Here is a 14,778-nt window from a genome sequence, read left to right as displayed (position 1 = left end):
GATCTCCATCGCCCGCGCCAGGCCCGTGCCCGGCGTACGGGCGCTGCCGCCGCCCACCGGGTGGGCGGCCGACCACCACGGAGGCGGCCGCCGGGGGGCCGATCACCAGGGGGCCGACCACCACGGCGCCGGCCGCCGGGGGGCCGATCACCAGGGGGCCGACCGACACGGCGCCGACCACCACGGCGCCGGCCGACACCAGGCGTCCGCCACCGCGGAGCATGCCGAAACGGAACACCAGGACGCGCGGGGCGAATGGCTGCGGTTCGCCCCCGTGCAACCCCTGTTCCGGGCTCGGGCCGCCCAGCGGCTCGCCGTCCTCGCCTATCACGGGGTGACCGACCACCGATCCTTCGGCGCCCAGCTCGACCGGCTTCGAAGGCTGGCCACCCCGGTCTCGCTCGAAGCCGTGCTCCAGGCCGTCACCGAGCGGCGGCCGCTGCCGCCGCGCAGCGTCCTGGTCACCTTCGACGACGCCGACCGAAGCGTCCTCACCCACGCCCTGCCCGCCCTCGACGCGCGCGGCATCCCCGCGACCGCCTTCGTCATCTCCGAGCTCATCGGCACCGAGCGCCCCTTCTGGTGGCACGAGGCCGACTTCCTCGCCCGCCACGGCGGCCGCGCCCGCTCGCTCGACTGCGGCCACCCCTCCCAGCTACTCCCCCGGCTCAAGGCCATGCCCGACCCGGACCGGCGCCGCAGCCTGCACGAACTGCGGGTCAGCGCGGACCGCCGGCCACCCCGCCAGGAGCAGCTCACCCCCGCCGACCTGCTCGCCCTGCGGGACGGCGGCGTCGCCATCGGCAACCACACCCAGGGGCACCCGTGCCTCGGCCGCTGCGACGACGCCACCGTCCGCGCCGAGATCACCGGCGCCCACGAAGCCCTCACTCACTGGCTCGGCGAACCCCCGACCGCCTTCGCGTACCCCGACGGCGGCCACGACCCCCGTGCCGAAACCGTCCTGCAGGAGCTCGGCTACCGCCTCGGCTTCCTCTCCGACCACCGCCTCGGCCCCCGCCTCCCCACCCACCCCCTCCAGATCAGCCGCCTCCAGGTCGACTCCACCACCAGCACCCGCCGCTTCGACACCATCCTCTCCGGCCTCGAACCCGCCTACCGCCGCTGGCGCCGCCAAGCGGTCGCCTAACGACACGCCCATCGGGTGGGGAAGCCCCGGGGACCGGCTTCCCCACCCGATGCGCCCGCCTCGCCTTGGCACACGCCTTGCCGAACAGGCAATCCGCCTACGCCCACCCGCCCAGCAGGAAGTCGGCCGGGCCGACTTCCTGCTGGGCGGGGTCCGTGGGGAGCGCGCGGTCTCGGGGGTTGCACGAGACGTCGGCGTGGGCGGCTTTCGGTCAGGGGATGAGGGTGGCGAGGGTGAGGCCCTGGGGGTAGAGGGCCGCGGCGGCGGGGAGGGTCGCGGGCCTGCCGGCGTGGAGGACGGTGAGGGTGCCGGTGCCGGTGCCCGTGGGTCCGGTGATGCGGCGGAGGGCCTGGGCGGCGACGGCCTCGGCGGAGCCGAGGAGGGTGAGGGCCGGGGAGGCGGTGGGGGCGACGGCGGCGCGGATGCGGTCCTCGACGAGTTCGTAGTGGGTGCAGCCGAGGACGATGACGTTGGTGCCCACCGGTGTGCGGGCGGCGGCGTCGGCGATGGCGGCGGTGATGGCGTCATCGTCGCCGTGTTCGACGGCGTCCGCGAGGCCCGGGCAGGCGACCTCGGTGACCTCGGCGGTGCCGCCGAAGTCACGGATCAGGCCGCGTTGGTAGGCGCTGCCGGTGGTGACCGGGGTGGCCCAGATGGCGACGCGGCCGCCGAGCGCGGCGGCGGGCTTGATCGCCGGGACGGTGCCGATGACGGGCAGTCCGGGCTCCAGTTCGGCGCGCAGGGTGGCGAGCGCGTGGACCGAGGCGGTGTTGCAGGCGATCACCAGGGCGTCGGGTTCGTACGCGGCGGCGGCCCGGCAGCAGCCGAGGGCCAGTTCGGTGATCTCTTCGGGCGTGCGCGGTCCCCACGGCATCGAGGCCGGGTTGGAGGAGAGCACCAGATCGGCGTCCGGGCGCAGCTTCCGAAGGGCGGCGGCGGCGGCCAGCAGACCAATTCCGGAGTCCATCAGTGCGATCTTCACGGGGCAAGACTTTAGTCGATGCGCCCGCCGGAGCCGGTTCTGCGGCAGACTGCCGGGGTGACCGTCCTGCCGTGGATCGCCGCGTTCTCCCTGCTGGTCTGGCTCTGGCTGGCGTGTTGCCACGGCTTGTTCTGGCGCACCGACGTACGGCTGCCGCCGCGTCGTCCGCCGGTGCGGTGGCCGCAGGTGGCGGTCGTGGTGCCGGCCCGGGACGAGGCGGCGGTGCTGCCCCTGAGCCTGCCGACGCTGCTGGCGCAGAAGTACCCGGGGCGGGCGCGGGTGATCCTGGTGGACGACCACAGCTCGGACGGCACCGGAGCCCTGGCCGCGGGGCTGCGGACGATGGACGGGCCGGAGCTGACGGTGACCACCCCTCCCCCGCTGCCGCCGGGCTGGACGGGCAAGCTGTGGGCGCTGCGGCACGGGGTGGAGTTGGCCGGTCCGGACGTCGAGTACCTGCTGCTGACGGACGCGGACATCGCACACGGCCCGGATTCGCTGGCCGAGCTGGTGGCCGCCGCCGAGAGCAACGGGCTCGACCTGGTGTCGCAGATGGCCCGGCTGCGGGTGGCGACCGGCTGGGAGCGGCTGATCGTCCCGGCCTTCGTCTACTTCTTCGCCCAGCTCTACCCGTTCCGCTGGAGCAACCGACCCGGTTCCCGGACGGCGGCCGCGGCGGGCGGCTGCTCGCTGGTGCGGCGGGAGGCGCTGGAGCGCGCGGGCGGGGTGGCGGCGATCCGGGGCGCGGTGATCGACGACGTGTCGCTGGCCCGGGCGGTGAAGTCCTCGGGCGGGCGGACCTGGCTGGGTCTGGCCGACGAGGTGGACAGCGTCCGTCCGTACCCGCGGCTGGAGCAGTTGTGGCGGATGGTGTCGCGCAGCGCGTACGCCCAGTTGAAGCACTCGCCGCCGCTGCTGCTCGGGACCGTGCTGGGGCTGACGCTGGTGTACCTGGTGCCGCCGGTGGCGACGGTGGCCGGGCTGACGGCCGGGGCGCCTGCGATGGCGGCGGCTGGCGGGGCGGCCTGGGCGCTGATGGCGGGGACGTACCTGCCGATGGTCCGGTACTACGGGCAGCCGGCCGCGGCCGTGCTGCTACTGCCGTTCACAGCGGCGCTGTACCTGCTGATGACGGTGGACTCGGCGGTGCAGCACTGGCGCGGCCGGGGCGCGGCCTGGAAGGGCCGGACCTACTCGCGGGCGTGAGAAGCGGGCGTCGGAGCCGACACGGGAAGTGGGGCGTGAGGAGCGGGCATGCGGAAAGCCCGGGCGCTTTGGGCCGGACGGATCCATACTGCTCGGATGGACCGTCAGCAGCTCTCCCGCCTCGCCCACGCCCACCACCCGATCGCGGCGCCGCTGGCGGACGGGTCGGTGGCCCGGCTGTTGGACCGCGCGCTCGCCGGGCAGGAGTCCGGCCGGGCGCTGGATCTGGGCTGCGGCGAGGGCTCCTGGCTGCTGCGGGCGCTGGCCGCCCGGCCGGACTGGCGGGCGGTGGGGGTGGACCTGGATGCGGAGGCGCTGACCCGGGCCCGGGAGACGGCCACCGCGCTCGGCGTGGTCCGCCGGATCGGCCTGCACCACCTGGACGCCCGGGAGTTCACCGCCAAGGAGCCCTTCGACCTGGTGCTGTGCGTGGGCGCCACCCACGCCTTCGGCGGGCTGCTGCCAACGCTCGCGTCCGCCCGTGAGCTGCTGGCCCCGGGCGGCCGGTTGCTGGTCGGCGAGGGGTTCTGGGAGCGCGAGCCGTCGCAGGCCGCGCTGGACGGGCTGGGTGCCGTCCGGGAGGACTTCGCGGACCTGGCGACCACCACGGACCGGGTGCTCGCGGACGGCTGGACCCCGGTGTACGGGCACATCAGCACCGCGCGGGAGTGGGACGACTACGAGTTCTCCTGGACGGGTTCGCTGGCCGAGTGGGCGCTGGACCACCCGGACGACCCGGGGGCGGTGGCCGCCCGCGAGGCCGCGGACCGCCACCGCGCCGAGTGGCTGCACGGCTACCGGGGGACGCTCGGCTTCGTCACCTACCTGCTACGCCGCGACTGAACCACCCTACGGAGCCTGTTACTTCAGCCTACTTCTGCGTGCGGGCGAGGAAGTCGTCGATCAGCGGGGCGATTTCAGGCAGCTTCTCCTCCAGCGCGAAGTGCCCGGTGTCGAAGACATGCAGCTCCGCCTCGGGCAGGTCGCGCAGGTAGGCGCGGGCGCCGGCCTCGGTGAAGAACGGATCACCCAGCCCCCAAACCACCAGCGTGGGCGGCTGGTTGGCACGCAGCCAGGCCTGCCACTCGGGGTAGAGCTCGACGTTGGAGAAGTAGTCGAGGGCCAGTTCGACCTGGATGTCCTTGCGGCCTGGCAGGTCGAGGAAGTGCTGGTCGAGCGTCCAACCGTCGGGGGCGACCAGGCTCGGGTCGCCGGTGCCGCCCTCGTACTGGCTGCGGGTGACGTCCAGGGTGAGGATCGAGCGGGCGACGTCCCCGGCGCCCGGGACGCCGCGCTTGTTGGCGATGAACTCCCTTGCCTGGTCGGAGAGTCCCTCCTCGTAAGCGTTGCCGTTCTGGACCACCAGGCCGGTGATCCACTCCGGTCGGCGGGTGGCCAGGCGCAGGCCGACGGGTGCGCCGAAGTCGAAGACGTAGAGCGCGAAGCGGTCCAGGCCGAGTGCGAGGCAGAAACGTTCGACCACGTCGGCAAGGGTGTCGAAGCGGTAGTGGAAGGCGTCGGGCGCGGGGCTGTCGCTGTGGCCGAAGCCGGGGTAGTCGGGGGCTATCAGCCGGTAGCGGGTGCCGAGCGCGTCGAGCAGCCGGGCGTACTGGTGCGAAGCGGAGGGGAAGCCGTGCAGCAGCAGGAGGACGGGGGCGTCGGCCGGACCGGTTTCGCGGTAGAAGACGCGCAGGCCGTCGAGGTCGACGTGGCGGTGGTGGACGTGCGGGATCGCCAGCTCGCTCATACTAACCATTAAATATCATCTGAATGGTTAGTCAAGGATGGGCTGACCACACGTCACCGACGGGAGAAGGAGCTCAGTGCTTCGGCAACTGCTCCTGCTGCACCAGGTAGTCCAGCACCTCGGGCATCGCGTCGACGCCGCCGGCCTTGGTCGGCGAGGTGCGGTACTCGCCCTGGACGACCACGGTGGGCAACTCGTCGATGCCGTAGCGGACGAACTGGGCGGCCGCGTCGTCCACCGACTGCCCGATCTCGGCGGAGCGGTAGGTCCGGCCGAACAGCTGGGCGTCGACACCGTGGCGCACCGCCCAGTCGGTGGCGGCGGACTCGGTGGTGAGGTCGGCCCGGTCGCTGTGGATCGAGCGGAACGCGCTGGCCTGCAGGCGCTCGACCAGACCCAGGCGCTCCAGCGTGTAGTACAGGCGCGCGTGGGCACGCTGGGTATCCTCGTCCGAGTGGCCCGGCCAGATCGCCGGGACGCGACGCAGCGCGACGTCCGCCCGGTGCTTCTCGGCCCAGGCCTGCAAGGGCTGTTCGAGCTCCTGGGAGTGGCCGCAGTCGTACCAGAAGAACTCGACCGCCTCGGTTCCGGCACTCTCACGCACCGGCTGCGGGTGGTCGAGCCTGACGAACTGGACGCCCTCGGACGGGGGTTGGTGGGACACCGCACCGGCCTGGACGGGGGATGCGGCGATCCCGGCGGCGACGGCGAGCAGGACGGTGGACCGCAGCAGAGACTTCGAGTTCACATCGGGAAGTCTGCTGGTGACGGCTCTCTACCGGCGAGCGGGCAGGGGTCGGCGGACCCGGATTCGCCCGAACGGCGCAGCTGGGACCGCCTCGGAGCCGCCCGTCAGTGCGAGGTGGGAGCCCCGGTCCACACCTCGGCGACCAGCCGCTGCCAGTCGTCCACCACCGCGCCCAGTTCGAAGTGCTCCAGCGCGTGCGCCCGGGCGGCCGCGCCGAGGCCCGCGCGGTTGCAGGCGAGCACCTTGGCCAGCGCCTCGGCCAGGGCGAGCGGGTCCCCGGGGGCGACGAGTGCGCCGGTGGCGCCGTCCCGGACCACCTCGCGCACCCAGCCGACGTCGGTGGCGACGGCGGGCACCCCGGCCAGCGCCGCCTCGATCAGCGCGCCGGGCACGCCCTCGCTGTCGCTGGTGAGCAGCAGCGCGTCGGCGGCCCGGTAGAGCGGGACGGGGTCGGGCAGGGAGCCGAGGAAGTGGGCGCGGGCGGCGGCCGGATGACGGGCCAGGGTCTCGCGCAGCGGGCCGTCCCCGGCGACGGCCAGCCGGACGTCGGGCAGCCGGTCGAGCACGTCGAGGGCGAGGTCGAGCCGCTTCTCCGGCGCTATGGCGCCGATCCAGGCGACCAGCAGGACGTCCGCGGGCAGGCCCAGGGCGTGCCGGGCGGCGCGCCGTTCGGCCCGGCCGTCAGCGGGCGGATAGCTTTCGGCGGCACGGGAGTTGGGGATCACCCGGACCTTGCCCCCGGGGAGCCGGAACTGTTCTTCCAGGACCTCGCGTGCCTCGTCGGTGAGCGTGGTGACGGCGGCGGCGCGGTGCATCAGCGTGCCGCCGCGCAGTCTGCGCAGCCGGTTGGCGGTCCAGTAGCGGGGGTGGCCGACCGAGACGTAGACGAAGGGGGTGCGGGTGCCGACCAGGGCGAGGGCACAGGTGGCCAGGGTGTCGGAGCCGTGGGCGAGCACCACGTCGGCGGAGTGGGCGGCGGAGCGCAGCGCCCACAGGGTGCCCGGGCGCAGTCGACCGGGGCCGAGGACGGGGGCGGAGCGCAGCCCGGCGGTGTCGGGGCACTCCTCGCCGCAGTCCCCCGGAACGGTCGTGCCCGCGGCGCACACTCCCGGAGCGGCCGCCGTATCCGGCCGGGCGGGTAGCACGGCCGGGTGCGGGGCGAGGGCGCACAGCGCGGAGGCCTGGCCCCGGCGGCACAGTTCCCGGTGGAGGTCACGGGCGAAGTTCTGGGCGCCGCCCCGGCGCGAGTCGCTGATCAGGTGCAGGACACGCGGGCGGGCTCCGGCCGAATCGGCCGCCGTATGGTCGGGCATGGACAGACCTTGGCACAGCACCACGGCCGGTACAGCCCCTTCGCGCAACCTGGCGGTGGCCCGTGCGCCCGCGCCCGTACATCCGATGTGCGCTGAAGACCCGCCGTCGTGCGCCGGTTGCGACCGCTGTGCGCCCCGTCTCGCCCTCGACCGCTCGGATCGACCGCCCTCCGCTCCGCCGCACGCCGCCTCAAGTACCAGCGCACATCCGCCGGTTCACCGTCCAGGGGCCGTCGACAGACCGGTACGCGGAGCGCCCGCGCGCCGGCCGGGAAGGCCGGGTACGACCGGGCGCGGCCGGACACGGCAGGTCGGCCGGTTACGCGGATCGGGTGAACGCGGTTGGACCTCGGCCCGGACCGCTCGGCAGGATGTCCGGCCGGGGCTTCCCTGCGCCGCCCCATCTCCCCCTTCCCCGTTCGGATTTGGAGTCACCCGGTGTTCAAGGGATTCCGCAGCTTCCTGCTGCGCGGCAATGTGGTGGACCTCGCGGTCGGCATCGTGATCGGCGCGGCCTTCACCGCCGTCGTCACCGGGTTCGTCAGCGCCTTCCTCACCCCGCTGGTCGGGGTCGCCGCCGGGGCGGTCGGCGACTTCACCCAGAAGACCTTCGAGGTGGGCGGCACCAAGTTCCCGTACGGCCTCTTCGTCAACGCGCTGATCGCCTTCGTGCTGGTCAGCGCGGTGATCTACTTCACCGTGGTAGTGCCGGTCGGCAAGCTGCAGGCGCGCTTCGAGGCGGCCAAGCCCGCGCCCGCCGCCAAGGTGGACTGCCCGGAGTGCCTGAGCTCGATCCCGGCCGCCGCGACCCGCTGCTCCTTCTGCACCTCCGAGGTCGCCGCCCGGCCGGGCGTGCCCGCGCAGAGCCAGGCGCTGCAGTCGCACTGACGGTCCCGCAGGCGTCGTCCGGCTCATCAGCCCGGCTCATCCTGCGGATCGAGGTCCGGATCGAGGTCCGAACCGGCGTCCGGCTCGCCCTCGGATCGGCGTCCGGATCGCCCGCTCTGGGCGCTGACCGGAAATTTATTCCCGAAACATTCACGAGCCCCCGTCGTACCGTCGGCGGGGGCTCGAATGCGCCGGCGCACGCCCCGTCCGCAAAAGTTTCTCCGCAGCGTCCACGGCCGTCTACCGCCCGGTCACCACAAGGTCTCGTGGCGGCCGCGTCCGGGTGCCGTTCGATCACCGACAGGGTGTCAGGGTTGTCCGGAACTGGACGCCGTTATGTCCGTTCTTCCTACTTTCGAAACCTTTGTGCGAGCGAAGACTGTGTAAACACTCGAACTGCTCCCCCTCCCGCTCTCCTCAGCAGGCGCATTGTGGGCTTACCGTATGCCCCATGACCTCGCCCCGCTCCTACGACGGAGTCGGCTACCCCTCTCCGTCCTTCTCCTCCGGCACGCCGATTTACGACAGCCTCGTGGCTGAGCGCGGCGTCCCCCAGATCGCACCCATCAACGTGCCGGCCGCCCTGCCGCCGGCGCTGTCGTCCGGATACGGAACAGGCGTCGGCCCGTCCTACGAGAACCGGTACGGCAACGGGTACGAGAGCGCCGGCAGCAACCTCCCCGCGCTGCCGCCCGCCCGCCTCGCCCTGGGCCCCGGCCCGAGCAGCGGCCCCTCCGCAGGCCCCGCCACGGCGTACATCCCGGCGCAGCCCGCGCCGGCGTACGCCGCCGCCCCGCAGCCGCCGGTCCCCGGTTACGGCGCCCCCCAGTCGTACCAGCGACCGCAGCCCGGCGCCCCCGCGTTCGCGCAGACCGCCAGCGGCGGCTACCAGCCGACCGGCGGCCAGAGCTTCGGCGGCCAGAACACCTTCATCGGCCAGGGCGGCCCGCAGACCTTCGGCGCGCAGCCGACCGGCGGCCCGGCCGGTTTCGGCCACGGCCAGCCCGGCGGCCAGCCCCAGGGCGGTCCGCAGAGCTTCGGCGGGCAGCAGTCCTTCGGCGGCCCGAACCCGGCCGGCCCCGGCTTCCAGGGCCAGGGCGGCGACCAGGGCTTCGGCGGCGCCCAGCTGCGCCCTGCCATGGCGCCGGTCGCGCCGGTCCGCCCGATGCAGCCGCAGCGCCCGGGCCCGTACGGCGAGCCCGGCAACTTCCAGGGCGGCTACCAGCCGCAGGGCCAGGGCTACTGAGCCCCTGGCTTCCCGGGGCCGAACCCCGATCGGCCCGCACCCGCACCACCTGAGCACCACCCGGCGACCCCTGAACGCCGGGCCAACGGAGAAACGGGTCATCCACGGACCGCCCGGAACGCCCCCCACGGCGTCCCGGGCGGTCCGTGCGCTCAGGGGGTCCGGAGGGCGCAGGCGTGCGGGGGCGTGCGCGTGCGGGGTCCGTGGGCGTACGGGGAGGTCCGGGGGCCGTGCGGATGCCCGCGGCGCTGCTGGCAGGATGGAGGAATGCACCTCACCGGACTCCATGTCTACCCCGTCAAGTCGATGTACCGCCTCAGCCCGGACACCGCCGAGGTCCAGCCCTGGGGTCTGGCCGGAGACCGCCGCTGGATGCTCGCCGACCCCACCGGACGCTTCGTCAGCCAGCGCGAGAACGCCGCGCTCGGGCAGATCCGGATCGCCCCGCTGCCCGACGGCGCGCTGTCGCTGACCGCCCCTAGCGGCTCCCGGATCGAGGTCACCGCCCCCGCCGTCGCGGCCGGCGACCCGCTCGCCGAGGTCGAGGTCTGGGGCACCCGCTTCCGCGCCGTCGAAGCGGCCAAGGATGCGCACGAGTGGATCGCCGAGCACCTCGGCGACTACCGCCTGGTGCACCTGGAGGACCCGCGAGCCCGGCCCGTCGACCCCGAGTACGGCCGGCCCGGCGACACCGTCTCGATGGCCGACGGCTTCCCGCTGCTGCTCACCACCACCGCCTCCCTCGACCGGCTCAACGAGCTGATCGCCGCCGAGCACCCGGACGGCCACGAGGCCCTGCCGATGGAGCGCTTCCGCCCCAACGTGGTGGTCGGCGGCTCCGAGGCCTGGGCCGAGGACGGCTGGCTCCGGATCCGGATCGGCTCGCTCACCTTCAAGGTGGTAAAGCCCTGTGGCCGCTGCGTGATCACCACCACCGACCAGGAGAGCGGCGAGCGGCGCGGCCCGGAGCCGCTGCGCACCCTGGCCCGGCACCACCGGCTGATACGCAAGGCCGCGTTCGGGCAGAACCTGATCCCCGAGCGCCCCGCCGGCGTCGAGGGCGACGTGCTCGGCACGCTGCGGCTCGGCGACGACGTCGAGGTGCTGGAGGACGGGGCGCGCTGGCCGGCCGACGGGCGCTGAGCGCCCACCCGTGCCCCGGGTCGCACTCTCGTCCCGGCTCGTCGGCATGCGCATCGCTCCCGGGGCGTCCGCACCCGCTCCGCTTCCGGGGCACCGGTACGGAACCCCGGCTGTGCGCGCTCGTTGAACAAGTGGTCGGAACCTGTGGCCGCGATGGGCGCTACCGGTGTCCGCACGACCGAGGGCGGCCGGAGCACCCATGCGGGCGCGCTACGGTGGGCGGACGGCCCGCGCACCCCGCGCGTACGGCCCGTTGATCGCCGGCACGACGAAGGTGGGGACGACAGACCGTCATGGCTGAGCACAGGGTCCGGGTCACCCAGGACAGCGCATCCCGCTGGCGTCGCCGCGCGGGCGAGTACGACACGCTCGCGGAGGCCCTGGCGGCCGCCGAGGCGGGCGACACCGTGACCGTCCGGCCGGGGACCTTCCGGGAGAACGTGCTGCTGGACAAGCCGGTGACGATCGTCCCGGCCCAGGGCCCGGGCACCGTCCGGATCGAGCCGACCTCCGGGGTGGCACTCACCGTCACCGCCGCCGCGATCGTGCGCGACCTGGTGATCGAGGGCGGCGACAGCTCCACCCCGGCCGTGCTGGTCACCGGGCCGCAGGCCGCGCCCGCGTTCAGCGGCTGCCGGGTCGAGACCCGCTCCGCCACCGGGATCGAGGTCACCGACGGCGCCCGGCCGACCCTGCGCGGCTGCGTGGTCGCCAACCCCGGCGGGCTCGGGCTGCGACTGCGCGGCGAGGGCACCGCCGCCGCCTTCGAGGACTGCGAGGTCGCCGCGGCCGGCCAGGCCGGGCTCGCCGTCCTCGGCGGCGCGACCGCCGCCCTGGACCGCTGCCGCGTCCACCACGCCTCCGGCGCCGGGGTACTGCTCTCCGACCCGGGCAGCGCGGCCGAACTGACCGGCTGCGAGATCTACGAGATCCGCGGCAGCGGCGTCCAGGCCGAGGCCCAGGCGGGCGGGCGGCTGGTCGACTGCGAGATCCACCGGGTCACCGGCAACGGCCTGACCCTGGACGGCGAGGCCGAGCTCGTGCTCACCGGCTGCCGGGTGCACGACCTGCCGGAGAACGGCGCCGACCTGCGCGGACGCTCCCGGCTCAGCCTCGCCCACAGCACCGTGCGGGACTTCGGGCGCGGGGCGCTGTCGGTCTGGGACCAGGGCACCGAGGCCGTCGCCGAGTCCTGCCAGATCCACGGCTCCACGGGCGAGTACCCGGCGCTGTGGGTCAGCGACGGCGCCCGGCTCACCCTCACCGACTGCTCGCTGCACGACCTGCCGGACGCCTTGTTCGTCCTCGACCGGGACTCCGCCGCCGTCGCCGAGGGCTGCTCGTTCAGCCGGATCCGCAGCTCGGCGGTCTCGGTCAGCGGCGGGGCCACGGTCGCCCTGGCCGGCTGCCGGGTGCAGGAGGCCGGCACCGGGCTCTGGTTCCGCGACCACGGCAGCGGCGGGCTGCTCACCGGCTGCGAGATCTCGGACGTGGCCACCGGCGTCATCGTCACCAAGGGCGCCGACCCGGTGCTGCGCGACTGCACCGTTCGGGCCAGCACCGACGCCGGGGTGTACGTCTCGGCGCAGGGGCGCGGCACCTTCGAGGACTGCCGGGTCTCGCACGGCAAAGGTTTCGGCTTCCACATCATCGACGGGTGCCGCACCCAGCTCACCCGGTGCCGGGCGGAACAGAACGAGCGGGCCGGGTTCGAGTTCTCCGAACCGGGCCCGGTCGCCGAGGGGTGCACCTCGGACGACGTCGGGCCGACCGCCGCCGCGGGCTCGGCCGCCGAGATGCCGGCCCCTCGGACGGCCCAACTGGCTGCCGCCGTACCCGTGTTGACCGCCCCCTCGGGCGCTTCGGCCGCCCCGGCCGGTTCCGCGATCGCGCCGATCCCGGACTGCCGGCCGGCCGACGAGGCGCTCGCCGAACTGGACTCGCTGGTCGGACTGGCGACGGTGAAGCAGGAGGTGCGCACCCTGATCGACCTGATCTCGGTCGGCCGGCGCCGCCGCCAGGCCGGGCTCAAGGCGCCGTCGCTGCGTCGCCATCTGGCCTTCACCGGCGCCCCCGGCACCGGCAAGACCACCGTCGCCCGGCTGTACGGCGAGATCCTCGCCTCGCTCGGGGTGCTCCAGCGCGGACATCTGGTCGAGGTGGCCCGGGTCGACCTGGTCGGCGAGCACATCGGCTCCACCGCGATCCGCACCGCCGCCGCCTTCGACCGGGCCCGCGGCGGGGTGCTGTTCATCGACGAGGCGTACGCACTCGCGCCCGAGGACGGCGCGCGGGACTTCGGGCGCGAGGCGATCGACACCCTGGTCAAGCTGATGGAGGACCACCGGGACGAGGTGGTCGTCATCGTGGCGGGCTACACCGCCGAGATGGAACGCTTCCTGTCCGCCAACCCCGGTGTATCGTCACGCTTCTCACGCACCATCACCTTCCCCGACTACACGGCGGACGAGCTGCTGGAGATCGCCCGGGCGCAGTGCGCGGAGCACGAGTACGCGCTCTCCGAGGCGACCGAGGGCGCGCTGCTGGAGCACTTCGCCCGACTGGAGCGCGGCCCCAACTTCGGCAACGGGCGCACGGCCCGGCAGGTGTTCGAGACGATGGTCGAGCGCCACGCGGTGCGGGTCGCGGCGCTGGCCGACCCGTCGACGGAGGAGCTGCAACTCCTGATGCCGGGGGATCTGCCGACGGTGCCGTTGCCGTAGGGATCCTGGGAACTCGCCGTCGACGGCGGGACGTTGGGCACACGTGAGCATGCTTCTGACGGGTGCGGCAGGCGGGTTGCTGCTGCCGGCCGGGTTGGTGGTCCTGTTCTTCCTGGGCGCGGTGGTCCGGCGACTACGCGCCCGTCCGGCGGCGGGTCCGGTCAGTGGGCGCGGCGCGGGAGCGACCGCGACGGAGGAACTGCACGCGCTGCTGTACCCGAGCAAGCGGGTGCAGCTGGAGCAGCGGCGGATCGAGCTGGTCCTGCGGGACGACGAGCACGACGGCGCGCCGAAGCGCACGGGGATCGACCTCGCGGGTGGGCGGGCGGTGATCTGGCGGCCGAGTGACGACTGACAGCTGACAGGCTTCGGCGAACAGATAACGGATAACAGATTTCAGATTTCAGATTTCAGATTTCAGATTCTGTCTGCTGAAATCTGTTATCCGTTCGCAGCCCGACGGAACGTCAGCCCGCCCAGGCGCCGCCCGCCAGGAAGGACTCCAGGGCAGCCCGGTACGGCGCGATGTCGATCCGCTCGCCGGCCAGCCAGTCGTCCGAGTAGTACTTGTCCAGGTAGCGGTCCCCCGGGTCACAGATCAGGCTGACCACGCTGCCCGCGTGCCCGGCCGCCCGCATCTCGGCGACGATCCGCAGCGCGCTCCACAGTCCCGTCCCGGTGGAGGCACCCGCCTTCTTGCCGAGCACCTGCTCCAGCACCCGCACCGCGGCGATCGAGGCGGCGTCCGGCACCTTCATCATCCGGTCGACCGCCCCGGGGACGAAGCTCGGCTCCATCCGGGGCCGTCCGATGCCCTCGATCCGGGAGCCGCTGTCGCAGACGGCGTCCGGGTCGTGGTTCACCCAGCCGTCGAAGAAACAGGAGTTCTCCGGGTCCGCCACGCAGATCCGGGTGTCGTACTGCATGTAGTGCACGTACCGGGCGATGGTCGCCGAGGTGCCGCCGGTGCCGGCGGTGGCGACGATCCAGGCCGGCTCGGGGTGCGGCTCCAGGCGCAGCTGGGCGAAGACCGACTCGGCGATGTTGTTGTTGCCGCGCCAGTCGGTGGCCCGCTCGGCGTAGGTGAACTGGTCCATGTAGTGCCCGCCGGTCTCCTCGGCGAGCCGGGCGGAGGCCTCGTACACCTCGTCCGAGCGCTCGACCAGGTGGCACTCGCCGCCGTGGAACTCGATCAGGTCGATCTTGGCCTGGCTGGTGCTCTTGGCCATGACGGCAATGAACGGCACCCCGATCAGCTGGGCGAAGTACGCCTCGGAGACGGCGGTGGAGCCGCTGGAGGCCTCGATCACCGGCTTGCCCGGGCGGATCCAGCCGTTGCAGAGCCCGTAGAGGAAGAGCGAGCGGGCCAGGCGGTGCTTGAGGGAGCCGGTCGGGTGGGTGGACTCGTCCTTGAGGTAGAGGTCGATCCCCCACTCCGCCGGCAGCGGGAAGCGCAGCAGGTGGGTGTCGGCGGAGCGGTTGGCATCGGCCTGGACCTTGCGCACCGCCTCCTTGAGCCAGGCGCGGTACTGCGGGTCCGAGCGGTCGACGTCGACGGTCGGCTCGATGCCGGGGATCCCACCGGGCTGGGTGCTCATTGGTCACTACTCCCTCGTTGCGGCCCCCCGCTGC

General features: G+C 73.6%; 13 protein-coding genes. 8 read left to right on the top strand and 5 right to left on the bottom strand.

Annotation, left to right across the window (positions count from 1 at the left end; translation table 11 throughout):
• Nucleotides 1–274: 274 nt before the first annotated feature.
• Entirely contained in the window at nucleotides 275–1,150 is an 876-nt protein-coding gene (locus ACZ3UD_RS30495; protein ID WP_465594786.1) for a polysaccharide deacetylase family protein, read from the top strand.
• Nucleotides 1,151–1,361: 211 nt separating this feature from the next.
• Here the strand turns inward: ACZ3UD_RS30495 and ACZ3UD_RS30490 are convergent, their stop codons facing one another.
• A complete protein-coding gene (locus tag ACZ3UD_RS30490; protein WP_465594783.1) occupies nucleotides 1,362–2,132 on the bottom strand; it encodes a glutamate racemase in 771 nt (256 codons plus the stop codon).
• Nucleotides 2,133–2,198: 66 nt separating this feature from the next.
• On the opposite strand from ACZ3UD_RS30490, the gene ACZ3UD_RS30485 reads away from it, so the two are divergent.
• Together ACZ3UD_RS30485 and ACZ3UD_RS30480 are read left to right on the top strand one after the other, a co-directional pair.
• Nucleotides 2,199–3,338, top strand: coding sequence for a glycosyltransferase (locus tag ACZ3UD_RS30485; protein WP_465594903.1), 1,140 nt, complete (start codon nucleotides 2,199–2,201; stop codon nucleotides 3,336–3,338).
• Nucleotides 3,339–3,434: 96 nt separating this feature from the next.
• A complete protein-coding gene (locus ACZ3UD_RS30480; protein WP_465594780.1) occupies nucleotides 3,435–4,181 on the top strand; it encodes an SAM-dependent methyltransferase in 747 nt (248 codons plus the stop codon).
• A gap of 28 nt (nucleotides 4,182–4,209) precedes the next feature.
• On the opposite strand, the gene ACZ3UD_RS30475 is transcribed toward ACZ3UD_RS30480, so the two are convergent.
• The 3 genes from ACZ3UD_RS30475 to ACZ3UD_RS30465 form a co-directional block, all read right to left on the bottom strand.
• Complete coding sequence (locus ACZ3UD_RS30475; protein WP_465594777.1) at nucleotides 4,210–5,085, bottom strand: alpha/beta fold hydrolase; 876 nt, start codon at nucleotides 5,083–5,085, stop codon at nucleotides 4,210–4,212.
• Between the two features lie 73 nt (nucleotides 5,086–5,158).
• Nucleotides 5,159–5,833 carry a thiol:disulfide interchange protein DsbA/DsbL gene (locus ACZ3UD_RS30470; RefSeq protein ID WP_465594774.1) on the bottom strand — a complete coding sequence of 225 codons (675 nt, stop codon included), beginning with the start codon at nucleotides 5,831–5,833 and terminating at the stop codon, nucleotides 5,159–5,161.
• A gap of 104 nt (nucleotides 5,834–5,937) precedes the next feature.
• A complete protein-coding gene (locus tag ACZ3UD_RS30465; RefSeq protein ID WP_465594771.1) occupies nucleotides 5,938–7,146 on the bottom strand; it encodes a glycosyltransferase family 4 protein in 1,209 nt (402 codons plus the stop codon).
• Nucleotides 7,147–7,584: 438 nt separating this feature from the next.
• On the opposite strand from ACZ3UD_RS30465, the gene mscL reads away from it, so the two are divergent.
• From mscL to ACZ3UD_RS30440, 5 genes are all read left to right on the top strand, one after another.
• Nucleotides 7,585–8,034, top strand: a complete 450-nt coding sequence (gene mscL, locus ACZ3UD_RS30460; RefSeq protein ID WP_465594768.1) for a large conductance mechanosensitive channel protein MscL — start codon at nucleotides 7,585–7,587, stop codon at nucleotides 8,032–8,034.
• A gap of 451 nt (nucleotides 8,035–8,485) precedes the next feature.
• On the top strand, nucleotides 8,486–9,280 hold the full coding sequence (locus ACZ3UD_RS30455; RefSeq protein ID WP_465594766.1) for a DUF6643 family protein: 795 nt from the start codon (nucleotides 8,486–8,488) through the stop codon (nucleotides 9,278–9,280).
• 267 nt (nucleotides 9,281–9,547) lie between these two features.
• The gene (locus ACZ3UD_RS30450) at nucleotides 9,548–10,423 is read left to right on the top strand and encodes an MOSC domain-containing protein (RefSeq protein ID WP_465594763.1); all 876 of its coding nucleotides are present in this window, start codon (nucleotides 9,548–9,550) and stop codon (nucleotides 10,421–10,423) included.
• A 293-nt stretch (nucleotides 10,424–10,716) separates the two neighbouring features.
• Nucleotides 10,717–13,146 (top strand): right-handed parallel beta-helix repeat-containing protein, encoded by a 2,430-nt coding sequence (locus ACZ3UD_RS30445; protein ID WP_465594760.1) that lies wholly within the window; start codon nucleotides 10,717–10,719, stop codon nucleotides 13,144–13,146.
• A 49-nt stretch (nucleotides 13,147–13,195) separates the two neighbouring features.
• Complete coding sequence (locus tag ACZ3UD_RS30440; RefSeq protein WP_465594900.1) at nucleotides 13,196–13,501, top strand: DUF6191 domain-containing protein; 306 nt, start codon at nucleotides 13,196–13,198, stop codon at nucleotides 13,499–13,501.
• Nucleotides 13,502–13,613: 112 nt separating this feature from the next.
• Here the strand turns inward: ACZ3UD_RS30440 and ACZ3UD_RS30435 are convergent, their stop codons facing one another.
• Complete coding sequence (locus tag ACZ3UD_RS30435; RefSeq protein ID WP_465594757.1) at nucleotides 13,614–14,744, bottom strand: PLP-dependent cysteine synthase family protein; 1,131 nt, start codon at nucleotides 14,742–14,744, stop codon at nucleotides 13,614–13,616.
• Nucleotides 14,745–14,778: the final 34 nt, after the last annotated feature.

The organism is Kitasatospora sp. NPDC023118 (assembly GCF_055560875.1).
This window is presented reverse-complemented; position numbering and strand designations above follow the sequence as displayed.

What these genes read in the sequence shown, in the direction of transcription:
- ACZ3UD_RS30480 (WP_465594780.1), top strand. Translation starts at nt 3,435, where the DNA reads ATGGACCGTCAGCAGCTCTCCCGCCTCGCCCACGCCCACCACCCGATC.
- ACZ3UD_RS30475 (WP_465594777.1), bottom strand. Translation starts at nt 5,085, where the DNA reads ATGAGCGAGCTGGCGATCCCGCACGTCCACCACCGCCACGTCGACCTC.
- ACZ3UD_RS30465 (WP_465594771.1), bottom strand. Translation starts at nt 7,146, where the DNA reads ATGCCCGACCATACGGCGGCCGATTCGGCCGGAGCCCGCCCGCGTGTC.
- ACZ3UD_RS30455 (WP_465594766.1), top strand. Translation starts at nt 8,486, where the DNA reads ATGACCTCGCCCCGCTCCTACGACGGAGTCGGCTACCCCTCTCCGTCC.
- ACZ3UD_RS30450 (WP_465594763.1), top strand. Translation starts at nt 9,548, where the DNA reads ATGCACCTCACCGGACTCCATGTCTACCCCGTCAAGTCGATGTACCGC.
- ACZ3UD_RS30445 (WP_465594760.1), top strand. Translation starts at nt 10,717, where the DNA reads ATGGCTGAGCACAGGGTCCGGGTCACCCAGGACAGCGCATCCCGCTGG.
- ACZ3UD_RS30440 (WP_465594900.1), top strand. Translation starts at nt 13,196, where the DNA reads ATGCTTCTGACGGGTGCGGCAGGCGGGTTGCTGCTGCCGGCCGGGTTG.
- ACZ3UD_RS30435 (WP_465594757.1), bottom strand. Translation starts at nt 14,744, where the DNA reads ATGAGCACCCAGCCCGGTGGGATCCCCGGCATCGAGCCGACCGTCGAC.